Annotated in this window: 17 protein-coding genes; 8 read left to right on the forward strand and 9 right to left on the reverse strand. The window is 74.5% G+C overall.

The genetic code is table 11. From position 1 onward, the window contains the following. Positions 1-6 precede the first annotated feature (6 nt). Positions 7-1,458 carry an alanine/glycine:cation symporter family protein gene (locus tag GD632_RS02420; protein WP_152188273.1) on the forward strand — a complete coding sequence of 484 codons (1,452 nt, stop codon included), beginning with the start codon at positions 7-9 and terminating at the stop codon, positions 1,456-1,458. Here GD632_RS02420 and GD632_RS02425 read toward each other — a convergent pair. From GD632_RS02425 to GD632_RS02435, 3 genes are read right to left on the reverse strand one after another with little or no spacing between them, the layout of a single operon-like run. After that, the gene (locus GD632_RS02425) at positions 1,455-1,856 is read right to left on the reverse strand and encodes a VOC family protein (protein ID WP_152188275.1); all 402 of its coding nucleotides are present in this window, start codon (positions 1,854-1,856) and stop codon (positions 1,455-1,457) included. The two genes, GD632_RS02420 and GD632_RS02425, sit on opposite strands and share 4 nt — an antisense overlap. Beyond that, positions 1,853-2,146, reverse strand: coding sequence for an ArsR/SmtB family transcription factor (locus GD632_RS02430; RefSeq protein WP_152188278.1), 294 nt, complete (start codon positions 2,144-2,146; stop codon positions 1,853-1,855). The genes GD632_RS02425 and GD632_RS02430 overlap by 4 nt, the downstream gene beginning before the upstream one ends. Positions 2,147-2,178: 32 nt before the next feature. Continuing rightward, positions 2,179-2,763 (reverse strand): TetR/AcrR family transcriptional regulator, encoded by a 585-nt coding sequence (locus GD632_RS02435; RefSeq protein WP_152188280.1) that lies wholly within the window; start codon positions 2,761-2,763, stop codon positions 2,179-2,181. 79 nt (positions 2,764-2,842) lie between these two features. On the opposite strand from GD632_RS02435, the gene GD632_RS02440 reads away from it, so the two are divergent. After that, a complete protein-coding gene (locus GD632_RS02440) occupies positions 2,843-3,961 on the forward strand; it encodes an MFS transporter (protein ID WP_152188282.1) in 1,119 nt (372 codons plus the stop codon). Here GD632_RS02440 and GD632_RS02445 read toward each other — a convergent pair whose 3' ends face one another. Further along, positions 3,962-5,482 carry an ATP-dependent DNA ligase gene (locus GD632_RS02445; RefSeq protein WP_152188284.1) on the reverse strand — a complete coding sequence of 507 codons (1,521 nt, stop codon included), beginning with the start codon at positions 5,480-5,482 and terminating at the stop codon, positions 3,962-3,964. It lies immediately after the preceding gene. Between the two features lie 369 nt (positions 5,483-5,851). Then, positions 5,852-7,519 (reverse strand): bifunctional 3'-5' exonuclease/DNA polymerase, encoded by a 1,668-nt coding sequence (locus tag GD632_RS02450; protein ID WP_152188286.1) that lies wholly within the window; start codon positions 7,517-7,519, stop codon positions 5,852-5,854. A 50-nt stretch (positions 7,520-7,569) separates the two neighbouring features. On the opposite strand from GD632_RS02450, the gene GD632_RS02455 reads away from it, so the two are divergent. Continuing rightward, positions 7,570-8,397: a PhzF family phenazine biosynthesis protein gene (locus tag GD632_RS02455; protein WP_193311305.1), complete on the forward strand. Its 828-nt coding sequence runs from the start codon at positions 7,570-7,572 to the stop codon at positions 8,395-8,397. A 222-nt stretch (positions 8,398-8,619) separates the two neighbouring features. Here the strand turns inward: GD632_RS02455 and GD632_RS02460 are convergent, their stop codons facing one another. Continuing rightward, entirely contained in the window at positions 8,620-9,171 is a 552-nt protein-coding gene (locus GD632_RS02460) for an AMIN-like domain-containing (lipo)protein (protein WP_152188289.1), read from the reverse strand. 169 nt (positions 9,172-9,340) lie between these two features. Here GD632_RS02460 and GD632_RS02465 point away from each other — a divergent pair, with 169 nt between their 5' ends. Then, a complete protein-coding gene (locus tag GD632_RS02465) occupies positions 9,341-9,952 on the forward strand; it encodes a TetR/AcrR family transcriptional regulator (protein WP_152188291.1) in 612 nt (203 codons plus the stop codon). A 42-nt stretch (positions 9,953-9,994) separates the two neighbouring features. Beyond that, positions 9,995-12,574: an MMPL family transporter gene (locus tag GD632_RS02470; protein WP_152188294.1), complete on the forward strand. Its 2,580-nt coding sequence runs from the start codon at positions 9,995-9,997 to the stop codon at positions 12,572-12,574. Between the two features lie 72 nt (positions 12,575-12,646). On the opposite strand, the gene GD632_RS02475 is transcribed toward GD632_RS02470, so the two are convergent. Together GD632_RS02475 and GD632_RS02480 are read right to left on the reverse strand one after the other, a co-directional pair. Further along, a complete protein-coding gene (locus tag GD632_RS02475) occupies positions 12,647-13,513 on the reverse strand; it encodes an NAD(P)H-hydrate dehydratase (protein ID WP_152188296.1) in 867 nt (288 codons plus the stop codon). After that, entirely contained in the window at positions 13,510-14,277 is a 768-nt protein-coding gene (locus GD632_RS02480; RefSeq protein ID WP_152188298.1) for a histidine phosphatase family protein, read from the reverse strand. The genes GD632_RS02475 and GD632_RS02480 overlap by 4 nt, the downstream gene beginning before the upstream one ends. 150 nt (positions 14,278-14,427) lie before the next feature. Between GD632_RS02480 and GD632_RS02485 the strand changes: the two genes are divergently transcribed. The 3 genes from GD632_RS02485 to GD632_RS02495 all read left to right on the forward strand — a co-directional run bounded on the left by GD632_RS02485 (position 14,428) and on the right by GD632_RS02495 (position 16,967). Beyond that, positions 14,428-14,934 (forward strand): PH domain-containing protein, encoded by a 507-nt coding sequence (locus tag GD632_RS02485; protein ID WP_152188300.1) that lies wholly within the window; start codon positions 14,428-14,430, stop codon positions 14,932-14,934. After that, the gene (locus GD632_RS02490) at positions 14,931-16,496 is read left to right on the forward strand and encodes a PH domain-containing protein (protein ID WP_152188302.1); all 1,566 of its coding nucleotides are present in this window, start codon (positions 14,931-14,933) and stop codon (positions 16,494-16,496) included. Before GD632_RS02485 ends, GD632_RS02490 begins: the two co-directional genes overlap by 4 nt. 66 nt (positions 16,497-16,562) lie before the next feature. Continuing rightward, positions 16,563-16,967, forward strand: a complete 405-nt coding sequence (locus tag GD632_RS02495) for a VOC family protein (protein ID WP_152188304.1) — start codon at positions 16,563-16,565, stop codon at positions 16,965-16,967. Between the two features lie 4 nt (positions 16,968-16,971). Here the strand turns inward: GD632_RS02495 and GD632_RS02500 are convergent, their stop codons facing one another. Further along, positions 16,972-17,388 carry a hypothetical protein gene (locus GD632_RS02500; RefSeq protein WP_152188306.1) on the reverse strand — a complete coding sequence of 139 codons (417 nt, stop codon included), beginning with the start codon at positions 17,386-17,388 and terminating at the stop codon, positions 16,972-16,974. Between the last annotated feature and the right edge of the window lie 455 nt (positions 17,389-17,843).

The raw sequence follows: 17,843 nt of genomic DNA on the forward strand, positions 1-17,843 counted from the left end.
TGGAACGTGGACTCGCTCAACAGTGTCCTGGGGGACGTCAGCAACGGCCTGTACACCTACGTGCTCATCGGGCTGCTCGTCGGGGCGGGCGTGTACTTCACGGTCCGTACGCGCGGTGTGCAGGTCCGGCTCTTCACCCGGATGGTCTCCGTCATCGCACGGTCACGCGGCGAGAGCCACGGCGGGATCAGCTCCTTCCAGGCCTTCGCCATCGGGCTCAGCTCGCGCGTGGGCACCGGGAACATCGCCGGTGTGGCGATCGCGCTGGCCCTCGGCGGCCCGGGCGCGATCTTCTGGATGTGGGTCGTCGCCTTCGTCGGCATGTCCACCGCCTTCATCGAGGCCACGCTCGCCCAGATGTACAAGGTGCGCTGGCGTGACGGCACCTTCCGCGGCGGGCCGGCCTTCTACATCCGGCAGGGGCTCGGATCGCGCGGCTGGGGCGCCGTCTTCGCCGTCCTGCTCATCTTCGTCTTCGGTTTCGCCTTCGAGATGGTCCAGGCCAACACGATCGCGGCCACGCTGGACTCCGGTCACGGGGTGCCCCCGTGGGTCTCCGCCGTGCTCCTCGTGCTGCTCACCGCGCCGGTCGTGTTCGGCGGGATCCGGGCGGTCGCCCGGGTGGCCGAGCTCCTCGCGCCGCTCCTGGCCGTCGTCTACGTCCTCATCGCGCTCGCCGTCATCGTCCTCAACCTCGGTGCGCTGCCGGACGCGGTCGGGATGATCGTGCGGGGCGCCTTCGGGCTGGACGAGGCGCTCGCCGGCACCGGTGGCGGACTGCTCGCGGCCGTCCTCAACGGCGCGCGGCGCGGCCTGTTCTCCAACGAGGCCGGCATGGGCTCCGCGCCCAACGCCGCGGCCACCGCCACCGTCCGGCACCCGGCGCAGCAGGGGCTCATCCAGTCGCTCGGCGTCTTCGTCGACACGGTCGTCGTGTGCTCGGCGACGGCCTTCGTCATCCTGCTGGCCGGCCCCTCGGTCTACACGCCGGGCGAGACCGCCGAGGAGGCGGGTGCCGCCCTCACCCAGACAGCCGCCGCGGCGTCGCTCGGTGACTGGGTGACGCTGCCGATGACCGTCCTCGTCTTCGTGTTCGCGTTCTCCTCGATCCTCGGCAACTTCTCCTACGCCGAGGTCAACGTCGACTTCCTCACCCGCCGCCGCTGGGCGCCGCTCGCCCTGCGCACCCTCGTCACCCTCGCCGTCCTCGTCGGGGCGCTCGCCGAGCTCGCGCTCGTGTGGACGGTCGCGGACATCGCCATGGGGCTCATGGCGATCGTCAACCTCGTGGCGATCCTCAGGCTCGGTCAGTGGGCTCTGGGCGCGCTCCGGGACTACGAGCTCGGCAGCGAGCACGGTGGCTTCCTCGGCCGCGGCAACCCGCTGTTGCCCGGGGACCTGCCGGGCGACGTGTGGCTCTCCCCGGAGAGGACGCCGACGGCGGAGCGGACGCGCTAGCCCTCGGCCGGCTTCATCGTGGCGAGCTGGATGAGGTTGCCGCACGTGTCGTCGAGGACGGCGACGACGACGGGCCCGTAGTCGGTCGCCTCCTGGGTGAACTCCACCCCGAGGGCCTTGAGGCGCTCCACCTCGGCGTGGACGTCGTCGACCGCGAACTGCGTCCACGGGATCCCGTCGGCGACGAGCGCCTCCTTGAAGACCTTCGCCGCCGGGTGGCCGTCCGGCTCGAGCAGCACCTCGACGCCGTCGGGGTCGGCGGGGGAGACGACCGTGAGCCAGCGGGCCTCGCCCGCGGGGACGTCGGTCTTCTTCGTGAAGCCGAGCTTGTCGGTGTAGAAGTCCAGGGCCCTGGCCTGGTCGTCGACCAGCACGCTGGTCACGGTCACGCGGATCATGGGGTCGGTTCCTCTCGGGTGGGCCAGCGCGCGGCGATCGAGCGCAGCGGCCGGGTGTCGATGTGGTGGAACTTGTAGCGGCCCTCCCGCCGGGTGCGGAGCAGTCCTGCCTCCTCCAGCACCGCGAGGTGCTGGGAGATGGCCTGCCGGGAGGAGGTCGAGCCGTGCTTCATGGCCAGCCGGCCACAGATCTCGAAGAGCGTCTGCCCGTCGCGCTCGGTCAGCTCGTCGAGGATCGTCCGCCGGGTGGCGTCGCTGATCGCCCGGAACAGGACGGCGTCGTCGTCCATCTGCTCTTTATAGGCAAGTGGTAACTTGCCTGTCAAGGCCTGCCGCCCGCACCGCTGAGGTGGGTCTGGATCGCCGACTCGGCCAGGCGGCGGCCGATGGCGACGGCGGACGTCGGGGCGCCGCGAAGGAAGCTCGCGAGCGTCCCGTTGTAGACGAGGAGGATCTCGTCGGCCAGCTCCTGCGCCCGGGCGCCGGCCAGTGGACGCGCCAGGTGGAGGAGCCGCTCGGTGAGCAGGGCGGTGTCGGAGGCGACGGCGTCGGCGACCTCATCCTCCTGTGCGGTGTGCTCGGCGGCCGTCGCGAGGAAGGCGCACCAGCGAGTCGTGCGGCCCTCCCGGTAGGCGGCGAGGGCGTCGAAGAGGGCGAGCAGGCGTGACACGTCGTCGCTCGCCGCGAGGACGTGCGCGTCCCACACCTCCCGCCAGCTCCCGAGGCGGCGTCGCAGCGCCTGGGCGACGAGCGCGTCCTTGCTGCCGAAGTGGGCGTACATCGTGGCGGGGGAGACGTCGGCCTGGCGGAGGAGCTCGTCCACGGGGGTGGCGCGGATGCCGTCGCTGAACAGCACGGACTCCGCGGCGTCGAGGAGGCGGTCGCGGGCGGACGGGCGGGCGGACATGGCCCTACCGTAACGACCGTTTCGCGTGAGTGGCCGTTTCGGCATACCGTAACGACCGTTACGAATCGAGGAGGTGCGGATGTCACGGGTGGTGCTCAGCGGCATGGCTCTCATCGCGGCGACGTACGGGCTCGCGCGCTTCGGGTACGGGCTCTTCCTGCCGCGCCTGGAGGAGGCCTTCACCCTGGGGCCGGCCGTGTCAGGGGCGGTCCAGGCCGGCAGCTTCCTCTCCTACTGCGTGTGCGCGCTGCTCGCCTCGCGGATGGGGAGCCGGCCACGAGCCGTCGTGGCCTGGGCCGGCGTCACCGCGTGCGTCGGCAGCCTCGGCGTCGCACTCGCTCCGGGTGCCGTCGTCCTCGCGCTCAGCGTCGTCGTCGCCGGGGCCGGTGCCGGGTTCGCGACACCCGGCCTCGTCTCGGTGGTCGAGCGCAACATCGCCCCCGGGCGCCAGGAGACTGCCCAGACGGTCGTCAACGCCGGGACCGGTGCGGGCATCGTCCTCGCCGGCGGGATGGCGCTCGTCGCGGGCGGCCAGTGGCGCCTCGCGTGGGTGGCCATCGCCGCCGTCTCGGCCGCGGCGACGCTCGCGAGCCTGCGCGCCGACCGTGCCGGGAGCTCGGAGGTCGATCGGCCGCCACGCGTCGCGCTCGGGCCGCTGGCTCGGCCGATCGCCGCCGCGGTCCTGGCGGGATGCTCGAGCGCGGCGGTGTGGACCTTCGGCAGGTCCCTCATGGCCGGGGCGACGTCCGACGGCGGGTCGATCGCCGGGTGGATGGTGCTCGGGGCCTGCGGGGTGCTTGGCGCCGTCGCCGGCCCGCTCGTCCAGGCCTGGGACCTGCGCGCCGCGTGGGCGCTGACGTGCGGGGCGATGGCACTCGCCACGGTGACCCTCGGGCTGGTGCCGTCCGGGCCGGCCGCCGTCGCCGCCGTCGGGGTCTTCGGTGCGAGCTACACCGCGGTGTCCGGCGTCCTCATCGTGTGGGCCGTGCGGGTCCTGCCGCAGTCCTCCGCCGCCGCGACCGTCGTCCTGTTCGTCGCGCTCGCGCTCGGGCAGGCGGCGGGGGCGGTGCTCGTCGGTGCACTCCTCGGCGCCACGTCCGCCACCCTCGCCTTCTCCGTCGCCGGTGCGGTCGGCGTTGTGGCGACGCTCGTCGTCGTCATGCAGCGGGAGCGGCGCACCGCCCCGGCGATGGGCTGATCACGGACCGAGGGCGCGGACGGCGTCGAGGGTGTCGACCTCGTTGGGGGCCTTGTCCTCGCGGTAGCGCAGCACCCGCGCGAAGCGCAGCGCCACGCCGCCGGGGTAGCGGCTGGAGCGCTGGACGCCGTCGATGGCGATCTCGACCACCTGCTCGGGCCGGAGGTGGACGACGTGGCCCTCGCGGCCGGTCTCCAGCTCGAGGAAGCGTTGGGTCTGCCAGGCGAGCATCTCGTCGGTCATGCCCTTGAAGGTCTTGCCGAGCATGACGAAGCCGTCACCGTCGCGGGCGCCGAGATGGATGTTCGACAGGGTCCCCTGGCGTCGGCCGCTGCCCCACTCGACGGCGAGGACGACGAGGTCGAGGGTGTGACGGGGCTTGACCTTGACCCACGCGGCGCCGCGGCGCCCGGCGTCGTAGGGGGCGGTGAGGTCCTTGAGGACGAGGCCCTCGTGGCCCAGCTCGAGGATCTCGCGGAAGAAGGCGTCGAGCCCCGCCTGGTCCGCAGTGACGCGGCGCGGGACGAGGGCAGAGGCGGGGACGACCTCCTCGAGCGCGGCGAGGCGCTCGCGGGCCGGTGCGGTGACGAGCGTCGTCCCGTCGCGGTGGAGGAGGTCGAAGAAGTAGACGGTGAGCGGGGTGGTGCCGGCGGCGCCGTCGTGGCTGCCGGTGCGCGAGGCCGTCTCCTGGAACGGGCGCGGGCGCCCGGACGGACCCAGCGCGATGGCCTCGCCGTCGAGGATGAGCTCCTGCGCGGGGAGGGCGCGGACGACCTCGACGATCTCCGGGACGCGCTCGGTGATGTCGTCCAGCGAGCGGGTGAAGACGGCGACCTCCTCGCCGGCCTTGTGGACCTGGACCCGGATACCGTCGATCTTGCCGTCGGCGGCGACGGGGGCGCCGTCGTCGTCGCGGAGCTTGTCGAGCGCGGCGGTGAGGTCGGGGGCGGCGGAGGCGAGCATGGGACGGACCGGCCGCAGGACCGCGGGGCGGAAGTCCTCGAGCGCGTCGACGCCGCCGGTGAGGGCGGCGCGGGCGACCGGCCCGGTGACGGCGCTGAACATCGCGGCACGGCGGACGGCGGTGACCGGCACGGCGGTGGCGTCGGCGATCGCCTCGATGAGGAGGGAGTCGAGCGCGCCCTGGCGCACCTCGCCGAGGATGAGGGCGCGCAGGAAGCGCTGCTCGGCCTCGGTGAGGACGCCGAAGAGGTCGGCGACGGCGGTGGCCCGGCCGGCCTGCGAGCCGCTGCCGGCGAGCGCGGAGACCGCCTCGAGCCGCGCGTCGACGTCGGTGGGCGTGAGGGAGGGGGCCGGTGCGGGGTCCGGCAGCTGGGCGAGGCTGCGCCAGCCGACGCCGGTGCGGCGCTGACGGACCCGGCCGGAGAGGTACGTCGCGACGACGTCGATCTCCTCGTCGTCGGCCTCGCGCAGCGTCGCCGCGAGCAGCGCACGCTTCTCCAGCCGCGAGCGCGTGGCGGCGACGGCCGTCGAGGTCTCGGCAAGGCGCGCGAAGAGCATGCGCCGAGTGTGGCAGCGGCGTCCGGTGACCGCTCGGCGTCGGCGTGGTGCCTCGGCTGCGGCCCGGGTGCGCAGGATCTGCGCACAAGTCGGCCACCGGGCCGCTTGCTCGACGGCTGTCCCGGCGTGTCGCCCGCGTGTCGCCGACCTGTGCGCAGGATCGGTGCACCCGCACGGTGCCGGGCTCAGTTCGCGACAGGGTAGCCAGCGGCGGAGGCGCGGCGGGTTAGCGCAGGTCAGTGGGTAGGCAAGTGCACTGTCGGCGGCAACTCGGCTGTCGGTGACAACTCGGCTGTCGGCGGCAACTCGGCTGTCGGCGGTAACTCGGCTGTCGGCGCGAAGGGGGCGGGGCGCGGGAAGGGGAGCTTGCTACTCGGCGTCGGCGTAGGTGGTGACGACGGAGACGTCGAGGGGGAAGTCGACGGGGAAGTCGCCGAAGAGCAGCCGGCCGGCGCCGGCGGCGGACTCGCGGACCGCGGCGGCGACGTCGTCGGCCATCGCCGACGGCGTGTGGACGATGACCTCGTCGTGGAGGAAGAAGACGAGGTGGGGGCTGTGACCCGCCCCGCCGTCGCCGCCGAGCGCGCGCAGCCGGGCGCGGAGGTCCGCGAGCCAGCACAGCGCCCACTCCGCCGCGGTGCCCTGGACGACGAAGTTGCGGGTGAAGCGGCCCCAGTCACGGGCCAGGCGGCGCGCACGGCGGCGGTCGTCGTCGGTCGCGTCGCCCTCGTGCTGCCTGTCCTGGACGGCCTTCCACGCCGGCGGCGGCGGCGGGGACGTGCGGCCCAGCCAGGTGCGGACGGTGCCGCCCACCTCCCCGCGCATCGCCGCACCCTCGACGACGGCCGTGGCCCGCGGGAAGGCGCGCAGCAGCCGGGGCGCGAGGTCCCCCGCCGCGCCGGTGGTGGCGCCGTACAGCGCGCCGAGCATGGCGACCTTGGCGTGGGCGCGGGTGTCGATGACGCCCTGGTCGACGAGCCCCTGGTAGAGGTCCCCGCCGCGTGCGGCCCGCGCCATCGCCTCGTCGCGGGCCATCGCGGCGAGCACCCGCGGCTCGAGCTGGGCGACGTCGGCGACGACGAGCGTCCACCCCGGGTCCGCGACGACGGCGCCGCGCACCTGCTTGGGCAGCTGCAGCGCCCCGCCGCCGCGGGTGGCCCACCGCCCGGTGACGACGCCGCCGGGCACGTAGTCGGGGTGGAAGCGCTCGCGGCCGGCACCCGGCGGACCGGGACGCACCCACTCGTCGGCCCACGCCCAGCCGTTGGCGCTGTGGAGCCGGGACAGCTTCTTGTACGCGAGCAGCGGCGCGACCACCGGGTGGTCGACCTGCTCGAGCTCCCACTTGCGGGTGGTCTGCACGGAGATCCCGGCGCTGTGGAGGGCGCGCAGCAGCGCCGGACCGGAGTCCGGGTTGAGCCTGGGCGCGTCGAGGGCGCGGCGGACGTCCTCGGCGAGGGCCTCGAGCGCGGGCGGCCGGGCACCGAGCGGCGGGCGAGGCCCGAGCACCTCGGTGAGCAGCTGGTCGTGGGCGGCCCGGTCCCACGGCAGGCCGTCGTGCCGCATCTCGACGGCGAGCAGCGCCCCGGCCGACTCCGCCGCGAGCAGGGTGGCGAGCCGCCCGGGCTCGGGGCTCGCCGTCACGGCCTCCCGCTGGCGCAGCCGCTCGGCGAGGACCTCCTCGGCGGGCAGGGTGAGGGACTCGAAGAGGGTGGGCGGTGCGTCGGGCCGGTCCTCCGGCTCCTCGACGTCGTCCCACAGGTCCGACGGCGGTGGCGCACCGACCGCGCGGCGCAGGATGGTGCGGCACAGGCGCAGGTCGAAGCAGCGCTCCACCCGGGCGCCGGCGCGCAGCAGCCGGGCGTAGGTGGTCGCGGTGTCGGCCCACACCCAGCGCGGGCGCGAGGCGGCCTCGAGCTCGGCCACCCGGGCGGCCAGCCCGCCCGCGGGCACGACGGACGCGGCGGGGGCGGCGCCGTCGTCGTCGAGGACGGTGAGCCGGACCCCGCCGGTCTCCTCGGCCACGACGATCTCCACGCACCGAGCCTACGGCGGCGCACCGACACCGGGCGCCGTAGGGTGCGGGCATGCTGCAGCGGCGATTCCTCCAGGTGGACGTGTTCGGCGCGGAACCCTACGAGGGAAACCCGGTCGCCGTCGTCGTCGACGGGGAGGGGCTGTCCTCGGAGCGGATGCAGCGCTTCGCGGCGTGGACGAACCTCTCCGAGACGACCTTCCTGCTCCCGCCGACCGACCCCGCCGCCGACTACCGGGTGCGGATCTTCACGCCCGGCACCGAGCTGCCCTTCGCCGGCCACCCGACCCTCGGGTCCGCGCACGCGTGGCTCGCCTCGGGCGGTACCGCGGCGAGGGCGGGGTGGCTCGTCCAGGAGTGCGGCGTGGGGCTCGTCGAGCTGCGGGAGTCGGGCGGCCGGTGGTCCTTCGCCGCCCCCGCCCTGCGCCGCTACGAGGCGCCCGACGGCGCGACGCTCGCCCGGGCCGCCGACGCCCTCGGGCTGGACCCGGGCGATGTCGTCGACGCGTCCTGGCTCGACAACGGCCCGCCGTGGCTGGCCCTGCGGCTGCGCTCGCCCGAGGCCGTGCTCGCCGTGCGGCCGAGCTACGAGCGCCTCGGCGAGCTCCTCGTCGGCGTCGTCGCCGCACCCGGCAGCGGGGGGACCGCCGTCGAGGTCCGCGCCTTCGGGAGCGACTTCGCCGAGGACCCCGTCACCGGCAGCCTCAACGCCGGCCTCGCCCGGTGGCTCACCGACACCGGCGTGGTGAGCGCCCCGTACGTCGCCGCGCAGGGCACCGCGCTCGGGCGCGCCGGACGGGTGCACGTCACCGCCGCCGACGACCACCTCTGGGTGGGCGGGCGGACGACGACGGCGATCGCCGGCACCGTCGCGCTCTGAGGGGGCCGACGGGGGCTGGGCGGCTGTCGCTGCACTGCGCACAAACCGTCGGAGGGTGTCGCTGATCGTCAGGTGTCCCGGCGTGTCGGGTGCGTGTCGCCGACTTGTGCGCAGGCGCGAGACGGGCGGGTGGGGAGGCGGGCAGGGTCGCGACGGGCGGGTGGGGTGGCGGGCGGTGTCGCGGCGGCGGGTGGCCGGGCGAGCGGCCCGGCCACCCGGTCGCTACCAGCGGTGGGCGACGTCGATGACAAGCCGCGAGCCGGAGCCCGGACCGTCGAGGGTGAACACGCGGAAGGGCAGCCGCGCGCGCACGCCCAGGCCGATCGTCGTCTGGCCCTCGAAGCTCCCGCCGGACGCGATCTGGCGGAAGGTCGAGTACCCGCGCACGTTGCGCAGCTCCCTGGGGTTGGCCGGGGAGTACGTGCTGCGCCCCGTCACGGGGTCGTAGGTCGGGGAGTGCGCCACGATCTCGAGCTTGGCCCCGCCGCGCAGCGGGACGCGCGCGCCGCTGCCCTCGGCGTACACCTGGTTGACGTAGCGGACCGAGTAGCCGCGCACGTCACCGCGGACGTCGATGACCATGCGGTCGTAGCAGGCGTGCTCGCCCGCGCGCACGTTGGTGATCGAGGTGAGGGACGAGCCGGGGCGCTGCGCCTTGGCGAGCGAGCCCCACGTGATGCCGCAGTAGGGAGCGGCCTGTGCTGAGGCACCCATCGGGAGGACGAGTGCGAACCCGAGGACGAGTCCGAGGAGGAGCCTGGTCAAGCGCTTCATCGCGATCCCCTTTCCAGGGCGTGACCGCGGGCGGCAGCGTGCTGCTCGCGTGGTGGCGCGCAACCTACTCCTGGCCGCGTGCCGGGGGAAGGGCCGAAAGGGCAGCGTGTGCGCCACTGCACACCGGGCAAACTTGCACAGCGTGCACCGACCACTGACACTCGGTCGTATGTCCGAATCGGCCGGCCGACGCGAGGTCAACAAGGCGCGCACGCGCGTGGCCCTCGTGGACGCCGCGCGCGAGCTGGCCCGTGAGCGCGGGCTCGACGACGTGACGGCCGAGGACATCGCCGACCGGGCCGGCGTCTCCCGCCGGACCTTCTTCAACTACTTCTCCGGCATCGAGGCGGTCGTCGCGGCCGGCCTCGCCGAGCCGCTCGAGCGGATGGCCGACGCACTGCGCCGCCGTCCGCCGGAGGAGGAGCCGCTCGTCGCCATCGTCGCGGCCCTGCGCGCGGAGCCGCTCGGGGCGGAGATCCTCCTCGGCTGGCTGCCCACGACGCCGGGCAGCTCGCTGCGCGGCCGCGAGCTCCAGCTGCGGGTGTGGCAGCACCACGAGGACTGGCTCGTCGACGTCCTCCGCGACCGCCTCGGTGACGAGGACGACCTGCGCGTCCGGTCCCTCGCCGCGGCCGTCATGGCGCTGTTCGAGACGGTCCAGCGGGCCTGGCTGCCGACGGCCGTCGGCCGCGACCCGGACGAGGCCGTCGCCGCCTTCAACGACACCCTCCTGCGGGTGCTCGCCCACGCCGACGCCGGGTGGCGCCGGCTCCCTTCCTGACGCCCCAGCCATCCAGCACCACCACACCCGGAAGGACCTCCTGTGGCCGCACTCCTGCACCGCCTCGGACGATGGAGCGCCCAGCACCGCTGGGCGACCGTCGTCACGTGGCTCGTCGTCATCGCGCTCGCCGCGACTGGCGCCGCCACCCTCAGTGAGCCGCTGAGCGACGAGTTCAGCATCCCCGGCAGCCGGTTCCAGGAGGTGCTCGACGACCTCCAGGAGGAGATCCCCGAGGCGGCCGCGGGCATCGGGACCGTCACCTTCTCCGTGGAGGACGGCTTCAGCGACGAGCAGCGGGCCGCCGTCGCCGACGTCACCGAGCGGTGGAGCGCACTCGACGGGGTCGTCGGCTCGATGGACCCGTTCGCCACCCAGGAGCAGCTCGACGGCAGCCTCGACCAGGTCGCGGCCGGCCGGGCCGAGCTCGCCGCGGGCCGGGAGCAGCTCGAGACGGGCCGCGCCGAGCTCGACGCCGGGCGCGAGCAGCTCGCGGCCGCCGAGGCGGAGCTCGCCGCGGGCCGGGAGCAGCTGGAGGCCCAGCGCGCCGAGCTCGAGGCCTCGATCGACATGATGCCGCCGGCCGTGGCCGCCGGCGCCGAGGAGCAGCTCGCCGCCGCCGAGGCCGAGCTGGCCGCCGGTGAGGAGCAGCTCGCCGCCAGCCGCGCCGAGCTCGAGGCCGGCGAGGCGGAGCTCACCGCCGCCGAGGCCGAGATCACCGCCGGGGAGGCCCAGCTCGAGCAGGGTGAGCGGCTCGCCGAGCTCACCGACGGCCTGCGCCAGGTCTCCGAGAACGGCACCGTCGCGATGACCCAGGTGCAGTTCGAGTCCTCCGGCGGGCAGCTCGACCCCGCGGTCACCGCCCAGGTGCAGGAGATCGGTGACACGCTCACCGACGCGGGTGTCGAGGTGAGCTACAGCGCGGAGATCGTCTCCGACATCTCCTCCATCCTCGGCCCGGCCGAGGTCGTGGGCGTCGTCGTCGCCGTCGTCGTCCTCCTCGTCCTCCTCGGGTCCCTCCTCGCCGCGGGCCTGCCGCTCCTCACCGCGCTCGTCGGCGTCGGTGTGGGTGTCGGTGCCTCGCTCGCGCTCAGCGGCGTCGTCCAGATGACCAGCGTGACCCCCGCCCTCGCCCTCATGCTCGGCATGGCCGTGGGCATCGACTACTCCCTGTTCATCCTCAACCGCCACCGGATGCAGCTCGCCGACGGCATGGGCGTGCGGGACTCCATCGCCCTCGCCACCGGCACCGCCGGCAACGCCGTCACCTTCGCCGGTGCGACGGTCGTCATCGCGCTCGCCGCGCTCGGCCTCACCGGCATCCCGTTCCTCGGCGTCATGGGCTACGTCGCCGCGGGCACCGTCGTCGTCGCCGTCCTCGCGGCGGTCACGCTCACCCCGGCGCTGCTGTCCTTCCTCGGGGAGCGGGTCCTGCCGGCCAGGCAGCGCAGGCGACTCGAGCGCAAGAACGGCGCGGACTCCCGCGGCTGGGCCCACAAGGTCCAGCAGCACCCGTGGCTCGCGATCATCGGCGTCGTCGCCATCACCGGTCTGCTCGCGATCCCCACCACCCAGCTGCGCCTCGGGCTGCCCGACGGCAGCCACGAGTCGGCCGACTCGACCGCCTACCGCACCTACGACCTCATCCGGGACAACTTCGGGGCGGGCGCCAACGGCCCGATCATCGGCGTCGCCACGCTCGAGGAGCCGACGCAGGACGAGGCGGTTCTCACCGGGACGCAGCTCGACATCGCCGAGGACCTCCTCGCCGTCGACGGCGTCCAGTACGTCGTGCCCTTCGGGACGAGCGAGGACGGCGACACGCTCGCCTTCCAGATCATGCCCGCCGACGGTCCCTCCGAGGAGTCGACGGTGGCGCTGGTCAACACGCTCCTCGCCGGCGAGGACGAGCTCGGTGCGGCGCACGGCGTCGAGATGGGCTACACCGGGCAGACGGTCGCGAACATCGACATCTCCGACCAGCTGGCCGACGCGCTGCCGCTGTACCTGCTCGTCGTCGTCGGCCTCTCGCTCGTCCTCCTGCTCCTCGTGTTCCGCTCGATCTGGGTGCCGCTGCTCGCCTCCGTGGGCTTCCTCCTCACGGTGGTCGCCTCCTTCGGCGCCGTCGTCGCGGTGTACCAGCTCGGGTTCCTCTCCGACCTGTTCGGGGTCAACGAGGCGGGGCCGATCCTCAGCTTCCTGCCGGTGCTCCTGATCGGGGTGCTCTTCGGCCTGGCGATGGACTACCAGGTGTTCCTCGTCTCGGGGATGCGCGAGGCGCACGTCCACGGGGCCGACGCGCGCGTCGCCGTCGTGCGCGGCTTCAACCAGAGCGCGCGGGTCGTCACGGCGGCGGCGATCATCATGGTCTCCGTCTTCGGCGGCTTCATCTTCGCCCACCTCGCGATGATCCGGCCGATCGGCTTCGGCCTGGCCTTCGGTGTCCTCATCGACGCCTTCCTCGTGCGGATGACGCTCACCCCGGCCGTCCTCAGCCTGCTCGGGGAGAAGGCGTGGTGGCTGCCGCGCTGGCTCGACAAGATCCTGCCGAACGTCGACGTCGAGGGCGCCAAGCTCGAGCGTCAGGTCGTCCTGGAGGAGCGCGAGCCCGCCGGCGCGTGAGACGGCGGGGCGCGCTGGGCGCCCCGCCCCGCCGGGAGCGCAGGTCCTGACCGGACCTGCGCTCCCGGTCTGTCACGTCCCGCCGAGCTCGTCGAGGACGGCGGGGAGGACGTCGAGCAGCTCCCTGGCGAGGTAGCCGATGCGGCCCACCGTGCCGGCGAGCCGGTCGCCGGCCGCGGAGTGCAGGTGGGTGCCCCAGACGGCAGCCTGCCCCGGCCCCGCGCCGCGGGCGACCAACCCGGCGACCGCCCCGGCGAGGACGTCGCCGCTGCCCGACGTCCCCAGGCCCCGGTTGCCCGCGACCTTGCGCCACAGCCGCCCGTCCGCGGCGATGACGTCGGCGCAGGACACCGCGGCGCCGTAGCGCTCGGCGACCGTGCGCACGGCGTCCGGGAGGTCGTCCTCGGCGACGTCGTCGACGTCGAGGAGGTGGGCGATCTCGTCGGCGTTGGGCGTGAGGACCAGCCGGCCGCGCAGGGCGGGTGCCTGGTCCTCCAGCCGGGGCAGCACCCCGACGGCGAAGGCGTCCAGGACGAGCGGGACGTCCTCGCCGACCCGCTCGAGCACCCCGGTGAGGAGGGTGACGGTGCTGTCCGGGTCGCTGAGCCCCGGGCCGACGAGCACCGCCGACGCCCGGGCCAGCTTGCGCTCCAGGGGGTCGAGGCCGCCGCCGGTGAGCGTGCCGCCGTCGTCCTCCGCGAGCGCGGTGACCCCCGCCTCGGGGATCGCGACGGCGAGGGCCGGCGCCACCGAGGCGGCGACGGCGACCGAGAGCTTGCCGGCACCCACGCGCAGGGCCGCGAGCCCGGACAGGAGGACCGCGCCGGGGGAGCCGGGCGACCCGCCGACGACGACGACGGCGCCGCGGGCGTACTTGCCGTGCCCGGGCTCGGGCAGCGGCCACGCCCGCAGGGCGGCGGGCGTGAGGTCCGCCGTCACCGGACCTCCCCCGCCTCCTGCGCGGCGGGCACCTGCTCGTCCGACGGCGAGGACTGGGCGGTCACCGGCACGCCGCGGTCACGGAGGTGGTCGGCGGAGTTGAACTCCGCGAGGGTCCACACGTCGGAGTCCTCCTCGCGCACGAGGCGGGTGACCGCGGCGTTGCGCACCGACTGGGTGCGGCTGATCTCGAGGACGCTCGCCTCGTCCATCTCCTCGCAGACGTAGCGGAAGACGAGGAGCACGGCGTCGTGGCAGGTGACGAGGACCCGGCGGTGGCGGCGCTGACGCTCGAGGTCGGCGAGGACCGAGCGCACGCGCAGCGCGATGTCGGCCCACGACTCCCCGCCCGAGGGGCGGTAGTAGAACTTCCCGTGCCACTCGCGGCGCTCGGCCTCCTCGGGGTAGCGGTTGCGGATCCCGGCGGTGGTGAGGGTGTCGGTGATGCCGAGGTCGCGGTCGCGCAGCCGCTCGTCCAGGCGCACGGGCAGGTCGAGGCCGGCGACGTCGAGCGCCGTGCGGGCGGTGTCGTGGGCCCGGCGGAAGGGCGAGCTCCACACGGCGTCGGGCCGGTCCTGCGCGGGGAGGTCGGCGAGCCACCGGCCGAGCGCCCGGGCCTGCTCCACGCCGGTCGGGGAGAGCTCGACGTCGGCGTCCCGGGCGGGGACGTCGATGACCTCGGCCCCGGTCTGCCGGGCCTGCGCGGCGGCGACGTTCCCCAGGCTCTCCCCGTGGCGGACGAGCAGCAGCTCCGTAGCACCCATGGGCGGCAACGTAACCGAGGCGCACGCCGCCCGCTCGCCGTGGTGGCGCGCGGGTCCAGCCACAAGGAGGAGCCGGTCCGGCCGCGAGGCTGATGGGGCGGCCCCGGTACCTGCCTAGCCTGGAGGCCGACCCCGCACGAAGGAGCCCCTGTGCCCGAGCCCACCGCGTCCGACGGCGCGCCCCGACCGCCCCGGCACCGCGTCGCCCCGCGGGCGCGCACCTACTGGCTGCTCTCGCGCGCGACGACGCTCCTCGTCGTCTGGGCGCTCACCCTCGTGCCGGCGGCCCTGTGGGAGGGCGGACGGACGTGGCTGCTCGTCGCGGCGGGAGTGCTCACCGTGCTGCTGCTCCCCGCCGTCGTCCTCGCGCCGTGGCTGCGCTACCGCACCCACCGGTGGGAGGCGACCGGCACCGCCGTCTACTCGCGGACGGGCTGGGTGGGCCGGGAGTGGCGGATCGCCCCGCTCTCGCGCGTGCAGACCGTCGAGGCCAAGCGCAACCTCCTCCACCGCGCGCTCGGGCTCGCCGCGGTGTCGGTGACGACCGGGTCCGCCCAGGGTGCCGTCGAGATCCAGGGGCTCGCGGCCGACGTCGCCGAGGAGCTCGTCAGCCAGCTCACCGACGCCGTCGCCCGTACCCAGGGGGACGCCACATGACCGGCGTCGCCACCGACGAGACCCTCGCCGACGACGACGGCGCCACCGACCTCCCGTGGCAGCGGCTCGACCCGCGGATCGTCCCCGCGGCGCTGCTGCGGATGCTCGTGCGGCTCGTCCCGGCGGCCGCCGGGTGGTGGTTCTTCAACACCGACAACGACACCGCGCGCTGGACGGTCATCGCGCTCGCCGTCCTCGCGGTGCTGGGCCCGCTGAACCAGGCGCTCAACTACCTCAAGGTGCGCTACCGGCTCACCGGGGAGGAGCTCCAGCACACGACCGGGCTGCTCGTGCGCCGCAGCAACCGCGTCGCGCTGCACCGCATCCGCACCGTGGACATCACCGCGCCGCTGAGCAACCGGCTCCTCGGCCTGTCCGTGCTGCGCGTCGGGACCGGCGGCAACGCCTTCACGAGCGAGGGCACGGTCGCGCTCGACGGGCTGCCGCGGGCCACCGCGCTGCGCCTGCGCGCCGAGCTGCTGCGCCGCAGCGAGCAGGACGTCGCCTCCACCGTCGACCCGCGGCTCGCCGAGACGGGCGGGGAGGAGGTCCAGGCGCTGCGCTGGGCCTGGGTCGTCTACCAGATGGTCGGGCTGTGGTTCGTCGCCGGGCCGCTGTCCGTCATCGGCACCGTCTACGGTTTCGTCTCCCTGCTCGGCCGGGAGGAGTGGGTGGGGGACCGGGTGATGGGCGTCGTCGACCGTGTGCCGTGGGGCGCGTGGGCGGCGACCTCGCTCGTGCTCGTCGTCATCCTCGGGCTGGGCGCGGGCGCCGTGACCTTCGCCGAGGCGTGGTGGGGCTACCGGCTCGTCCGCGAGCCCGGCGGCCGCTTCCTCGCCACCCGGGGGCTGCTCACCACCCGCTCCTTCACCGCCGACCAGGAGCGCCTGCGCGGTGTCACCGTCTCGCGCCCGCTCCTCACCCGGCTGCTCGGGGGTGCCCGGCTCAGTCCGGTGATGACCGGCGTGAGCCTGACGCAGATGATGACCGAGAGCTCGACCATGCTGCCGGCCACCACCCGCGACGTCGCCGTGCGCGTGGCCAACGTCCTGCTCGGTCGCCCGGTGCTCGACGACGGCGTCGCCCCGGCGAGCGGGCCGCTGCTCGCCCACCCGCCGGTCGCCCGCCGTCGGGCGGTCGTTCGGTACCTGCTGGCGACGGCGGTGCTGGCTGCCGGGCTGGGTGCCGGCGTCGGGTGGGCCGGGTGGAGCGCCTGGCTGCTGCTCGTGCCGGCGGTGCTCGTGCTCGTCTCGGTGCTCGCCGGCCGCGGGTACTACCGGGCGCTGGGCCACCGCCTCGACGGTGACCACCTCTACCTCCAGCGCGGCTGGTTCAGCCGCCGCACCGACGTCCTCCAGGTGCGGGGGATCAACGGCGCGCACGTGAGCCAGTCACCCGTCCAGCGCCTCCTCGGCCTGGCGACCCTCGCGGTGACGACCGCCGCGGGGGAGCAGGCGTACTACGGCGTCGACATGGCCCTCGGGGACGCCGCGGCGCTCGCGGCCACGGTGACGGGGGAGCGGGTGGCTCCCCCGGGCGCCGCCTCCCGCGCCGAGCACTGAGCCGGTGCTGGCGCGCCCCGCGCCTTCTCGCCGTGCCAGACTGCCAGCACGAGCCGAGGAGGAGCCATGGCCCTGCGCTGGTACAGCGTCGTCGTCGACTGCCGGGACCCGCGTGCGCTCGCGGGGTGGTGGGCACAGGTCCTGGGGTGGCGCACCGCCTACGAGGCGGACGACGAGGTCGTCATCATCCCGCCGCACATGTTCGAGGACGGGTTCGCCGAGCGCGTCCCTGCCCGGGAGCGCGGCCAGGGCCTGGTCTTCGTCCCCGTGCCCGAGGGAAAGACGGTGAAGAACCGTCTCCACATCGACCTCGCGCCAGAGGCCGACGACGACCAGGAGGCCGAGGTGCAGCGGCTCCTCGACGCCGGGGCCCGGCGGGTCGAGGTGGGGCAGGGGCCCGAGGTCTCGTGGGTCGTGCTCGCCGACCCGGAGGGCAACGAGTTCTGCGTCCTCAGCCCCCGGGGCCTGTAGCGGCTCAGCCGACCGGAACCGAGCCGGGCGCGACGTCGCCGGCGGAGATGCCGATGACGACGACCCGGCGGTCGGGCCGACCCGCGGAGCCGAGGAGCGAGCGCAGCAGCGGGTCGTCGGTGACGTCGGTGTGGCCCTCGGACGTGCGGGTCGCCGAGAGCTGACTTGTCGTCGAGAGCGGACTTGTCGTCGAGAGCTGACTTGTCGCCGAGAGCTGATTTGTCGCCGAGAGCGGACTTGTCGCCGAGAGCGGACTTGTCGCCGAGAGCTGACTTGTCGCCGAGAGCCGACTTGTCGACGGCTCGATGTCGACGACGGTGCCCACGACCGAAGTCAGCCCCACGCCGCCGCGGGCGAGGCTGTGGACGCCCACCGTCTCGACGCCGAGCTGCGCCACCGGCTGCGTGACGTCCGCGTCCACGCGGTGCACGTCGTCGCGCGCCGACACCTTCCGCCAGCTCCCAGGGCGCGCTGTCGGTCAACGCCACCCCGGTCACCTCGCACCAGAACGAGGAGATGCGGCGCCTCACCCACCCTTGCTGCAGCGTCCCGTCGTAGACCAGTGCTCTCCTGTCTCCTCCTGTCTCGCACTGCTTGATGCCCGACGGCGCAGTACGCTGGGGGGCGAGCGCCGCAACCTCTATGTCCGCGCCACCCAAGTGCCCCACCCGGACCGTGGCGCATCGGCAGAACCGACGAGGTCTTCCTGGCGCAGCGGCGGGGGATTCGACATGCATCGCTCAGCGAACTGTCTCGTGCCGGGTCTGATGGAGGCTCTCAATCCAGTGGAGGATGAGAGTTATGGCAGCACCGAGGAAGTACCCCGAGGAGCTTCGGGAGCGCGCGATCCGGATGGCGGTCGACCTACGCCGTGAC

It is taken from the genome of Georgenia satyanarayanai, assembly GCF_009193135.1.
GTDB classification, from domain to species: Bacteria; Actinomycetota; Actinomycetes; order Actinomycetales; family Actinomycetaceae; genus Oceanitalea; species Oceanitalea satyanarayanai.

Coding starts and splice junctions, on each gene's coding strand:
- GD632_RS02460 (WP_152188289.1), bottom strand. CDS start 9,171: ATGAAGCGCTTGACCAGGCTCCTCCTCGGACTCGTCCTCGGGTTCGCA.
- GD632_RS02495 (WP_152188304.1), top strand. CDS start 16,563: ATGGCCCTGCGCTGGTACAGCGTCGTCGTCGACTGCCGGGACCCGCGT.
- GD632_RS02445 (WP_152188284.1), bottom strand. CDS start 5,482: ATGCTCTTCGCGCGCCTTGCCGAGACCTCGACGGCCGTCGCCGCCACG.
- GD632_RS02430 (WP_152188278.1), bottom strand. CDS start 2,146: ATGGACGACGACGCCGTCCTGTTCCGGGCGATCAGCGACGCCACCCGG.
- GD632_RS02435 (WP_152188280.1), bottom strand. CDS start 2,763: ATGTCCGCCCGCCCGTCCGCCCGCGACCGCCTCCTCGACGCCGCGGAG.
- GD632_RS02440 (WP_152188282.1), top strand. CDS start 2,843: ATGTCACGGGTGGTGCTCAGCGGCATGGCTCTCATCGCGGCGACGTAC.
- GD632_RS02465 (WP_152188291.1), top strand. CDS start 9,341: ATGTCCGAATCGGCCGGCCGACGCGAGGTCAACAAGGCGCGCACGCGC.
- GD632_RS02490 (WP_152188302.1), top strand. CDS start 14,931: ATGACCGGCGTCGCCACCGACGAGACCCTCGCCGACGACGACGGCGCC.
- GD632_RS02455 (WP_193311305.1), top strand. CDS start 7,570: ATGCTGCAGCGGCGATTCCTCCAGGTGGACGTGTTCGGCGCGGAACCC.
- GD632_RS02425 (WP_152188275.1), bottom strand. CDS start 1,856: ATGATCCGCGTGACCGTGACCAGCGTGCTGGTCGACGACCAGGCCAGG.
- GD632_RS02480 (WP_152188298.1), bottom strand. CDS start 14,277: ATGGGTGCTACGGAGCTGCTGCTCGTCCGCCACGGGGAGAGCCTGGGG.